Annotated in this window: 2 protein-coding genes; both read left to right on the top strand. The window is 49.7% G+C overall.

The annotated features are described in order from the left end of the window. Positions 1-378 (top strand): hypothetical protein (locus tag EWV68_RS11010; RefSeq protein WP_287169791.1); only part of this gene is annotated, 378 nt, incomplete at its 5' end. Positions 379-517: 139 nt separating this feature from the next. Further along, positions 518-4,602 (top strand): beta strand repeat-containing protein (locus EWV68_RS11005; RefSeq protein WP_287169789.1); only part of this gene is annotated, 4,085 nt, incomplete at its 3' end.

Below are 4,602 nucleotides of genomic sequence, written 5' to 3'. Positions count from 1 at the left end.
AATATGATGACTTTATCCCCTGAATTACAGTCAAGTTTAGAGAGTAAAATCAAACAATTTGAGGAGGAAAGAACCATGCCTTTAGTAAGTAATATGGAGTTACGAGGAAGGAAAATTGGTGAGGAAATTGGGGAGTTACGAGGAATCGAACGCGGTAAAGAAATAGGCAAGGAAATTGGTAAGGAAATTGGAGCATTACAAAAAAGCCGCGATGCTATAAAAACAGTTTTAACTGTGCGGTTTGGAGAGATTTCTTCAGAAATTGAAGAGATAATCGGCAAAATCACTAACCCTACTATCTTAGAAGAGCTACTAAAATTAGCAGCTACCGCTAATTCTCTCGCAGAATTTAAGCAGTCTTTCGCAAGAATCCAATAATCTTATCCTAATATCTAGAAAACGGGTTCCTTCGAGAAACCCGTTTTCTTGTATAAATGTTAATTTTTGTCATAGCACCCTTGAAAGATTGGCGATTTTTTGCATAAAATAGCACCAGTCATCCTTTGCAGTTAATGTCATGACTTCTACCCTGTTGCCGCTTCTTCCTGCTGTTTACGATATTTTGTTCGATTTCGCTCAATCTGATGGTTTTTGGGCAAATTTAGAAACTGCTTTTGGCACAAGTTATGATGTGGTTAAAGCGACGCAATTACGACAGCAGTGGCAAAGTCGAGATTTTAGTCAACTTCCCCCTATTACAGTTAAAAACCTTGGCAATTCAGGGATTTTCGGCGCATATTCCAGCAGTATTAATAAGATTTATATTTCTCAAGCGCTGATTGATTCGGGGGACGCTACCACCCTCAAAGCGGTGTTATTAGAAGAAATTGGGCATTTTATCGACGCGCAAATCAACAGCAGCGATACGCCGGGGGATGAGGGGCAGTTATTTTCGGCGCTGGTGCGGGGAGAAAGCCTGACGGAGGCGGAAATCGCGGCGATACGAGAGGAAAATGACGCGGCGACTATTACCGTTGATGGGCAAGCGATTAGTGTGGAAATGGCCTTTAGTACCCCTACTAACTTTACTGTGGGGGGTGATCCCCGTTCTGTGACGGTAGGGGACTTCAACGGCGACGGCAAATCCGATTTGGCTGTGGCGAACCGTGGTGGCAACAACGTCTCAGTGCTATTGGGAACCGGCACGGGCAGTTTTGGCACTGCCACCAACTTTTCCGTGGGGGCTGGTCCCTATTCCGTGACGGTAGGGGACTTCAACGGCGACGGCAAATTGGATTTGGCTGTGGCGAACTTTTACAACAACAACGTCTCAGTGTTATTAGGAACCGGCACGGGCAGTTTTGGCACCGCCACCAACTTTTCCGTGGGGGCTGGTCCCCTTTCCGTGACGGTAGGGGACTTCAACGGCGACGGCAAATCCGATTTGGCTGTGGCGAACTTTTACAACAACAACGTCTCGGTGCTATTAGGAACCGGTACGGGCAGTTTCGGACCCGCCACTAACTTTACCGTGGGGAGTTATCCCTGGTCCGTGACGGTAGGGGACTTCAACGGCGACGGCAAATCCGATTTGGCTGTGGCGAACATTGTTAGCAGCAACGTCTCGGTGCTATTAGGAACCGGCACGGGCAGTTTTGGTGCCGCCACTAACTTTACTGTGGGGAGTAGTCCCTATTCCGTGGCAGTAGGGGACTTCAACGGCGACGGCAAATCTGACTTGGCTGTGACGAACCGTGACAACAACAACGTATCGGTGCTATTAGGAACCGGCACGGGCAGTTTTGGCACGCCCACTAACTTTTCCGTGGGGAGTCGTCCCACTTCCGTGACGGTAGGGGACTTCAACGGCGATGGCAAATCCGATTTGGCTACGGCGAACCGGAACGGCAACAACGTATCGGTGCTATTAGGAACTGGCACGGGCAGTTTCGGTACTGCCACTAACTTTACCGTGGGGAGTTATCCCACTTCCGTGACGGTAGGGAACTTCAACGGCGACGGCAAATCCGATTTGGCTGTGGCGAACCGTTTCACCAACAACGTCTCAGTCCTCCTCAATACCACCCCCAAAATCACCATCGCCCCCGGCACCAACCCGGTAGAAGGGGGAACCGTCGGCACCTTTATCATCAGCCTAGACACCCCCGCGCCCACGGGTGGGATAGTGGTCAACTTCAACACCACCGGCACTACCGCCACCAATATCGCCGACTATTCCCTCACTGCTGGCACAAATATCACCGCAGTAACCGCCAACACCTTCACCATCGCCGCCGGAGCCACCACCGCCACCCTCAACGTGGTCGCGGTATCCGATGCGGTAAGTGACCCCAACGAAACCGTCAAAGTCAACCTGACATCGGGGGGAGACTACATTCTTGGTGCCAACTCCAGCGCCAGCTTTAATCCTGCCACCAACTTTACTGTGGGGAGTAATCCCAATTCCGTGACGGTAGGGGACTTTAACGGCGACGGCAAATCCGATTTGGCTGTGGCGAACTTTAGTAGCAACAACGTCTCGGTGCTGTTAGGAACCGGCACAGGCAGTTTTGGTGCCGCCACTAACTTTACTGTGGGGAACACTCCCGTTTCCGTGACGGTAGGGGACTTCAACGGCGACGGCAAACTAGACTTGGTAACGGCGAACTTTAATAACAACAACGTCTCGGTGCTATTAGGAACCGGCACAGGCAGTTTTGGTGCCGCCACTAACTTTTCCGTGGGGAATGGTCCCTTTTCCGTGACGGTAGGAGACTTTAACGGCGACGGCAAACTAGACTTGGTAACGGCGAACCAAGGTGGCAACAACGTCTCAGTGTTATTAGGAACCGGCACGGGCCTTTTTGTCACCGCCACCAACTTTTCCGTGGGGAGTTTTCCCCGTTCCGTGACGGTAGGGGACTTCAACGGCGATGGTAAATCCGATTTGGCTGTGGCGAACGGTAACAGCAACAACGTCTCAGTGTTATTAGGAACCGGTACGGGCAGTTTCGGCACCGCCACTAACTTTTCTGTGGGGAATGCTCCCACTTCCGTGACAGTAGGGGACTTCAACGGCGACGGCAAATCTGATTTGGCGACGGCGAACTATTTTGGCAACAGCGTATCGGTGCTATTAGGAACCGGCACGGGCAGTTTCGGACCCGCCACTAACTTTTCCGTGGGGAGTCGTCCCACTTCCGTGACGGTAGGGGACTTCAACGGCGACGGCAAATCCGATTTGGCTGTGACGAACGGTAACAGCAACAACGTCTCAGTGCTATTAGGAACCGGCACGGGCAGTTTTGGCACGCCCACTAACTTTACTGTGGGGAATTTTCCCACTTCCGTGGCAGTAGGAGACTTCAACAGCGACGGCAAATCCGATTTGGCAACGGCGAACTATAACGGAGGCAACGTCTCAGTCCTCCTCAATGCCGACCCCACCGCCACCGTCAGCATTACCGATGTTTCTCAACCCGCAATTTCTCTTACTATCAACGATGTTACCGTGACCGAAGGCAATAGCGGCACCACTAACGCGGTCTTTACCGTGAGCCTTTCTAGTGCTGCCAGTACGGTTGTGAGCGTCGATTACGCCACCGCCAACGGTACAGCCACCGCCGGAACCGATTACACCGCTATTCCTACCACCACCTTAACCTTCAATCCAGGAGAAACTTCTAAAACGATTACAGTTCCAGTCAATGGCGATAATCAAGTTGAACTCAATGAGACATTTTTCCTCAATCTCAGCAATTTACAAGCCAATGGCAGTAACGTCACCCTAGCTGATAATCAGGGTCAAGGTACGATTAATAATGATGACAGCGCATCGATTGCGATTACTGATGTCACAATTACCGAAGGAAATAGCGGGACAACCAATGCAGTATTTACCGTCACTCTTTCTAATGCAGTTGATACAGCAGTAACGGTTAATTACGCCACCGCAGACGGTACAGCTACGACAACAGATAACGATTATACGGCGATTGCTACTACTCCCTTAATCTTCAATGCTGGTGAGACTTCTAAGACGATTACTGTAGCTGTTAATGGCGATACCAAAGTTGAAACTAACGAGACTTTCTTCGTTAATCTTAGTAATTTACAAACCAATGGTCGTAACGTCACCTTAGCCGATAATCAGGGACAGGGAACAATTCTCAATGACGATACCAGTGTCACCCTAGCAGTTTCTCCCGCAAGTGTGACAGAAGATGGGACAACTAACTTAGTCTATACCTTCACTCGTAGCGGAGTAACAACTAATCCTTTAACCGTCAATTACACCATCGGGGGAACAGCTACTCTCAATACCGATTACACTCGTACAGGGACTAACAATACAGTCACCTTTGCTGCTGGTTCATCCACTGCGACAGTAACAATTGACCCCACTGCTGACACAATAGTAGAAAGTAACGAAACTGTTATTTTAACCCTTGCTGCGGGGACAGGTTATACGATAGGTACGACTACTCCAGTTACGGGGACAATTAATAATGACGATACCACTGTCACCTCGCAACTCTCCATCAATGACATCACCGTAGTGGAAGGTAAAGATAATAATGCCATCCTCACCGTCATAGTTGATAATCCCAATTCACAACCAATTACCTTCAACTATACCACTGCACCCATTAACGCTACCGC

It is taken from the genome of Microcystis sp. M_QC_C_20170808_M9Col (genome assembly GCF_007095495.1).
Lineage (GTDB): Bacteria > Cyanobacteriota > Cyanobacteriia > Cyanobacteriales > Microcystaceae > Microcystis > Microcystis aeruginosa.
The sequence above is the reverse complement of the archived record's forward strand: the minus strand, read 5'-3'. Positions and strand labels throughout refer to the sequence as shown.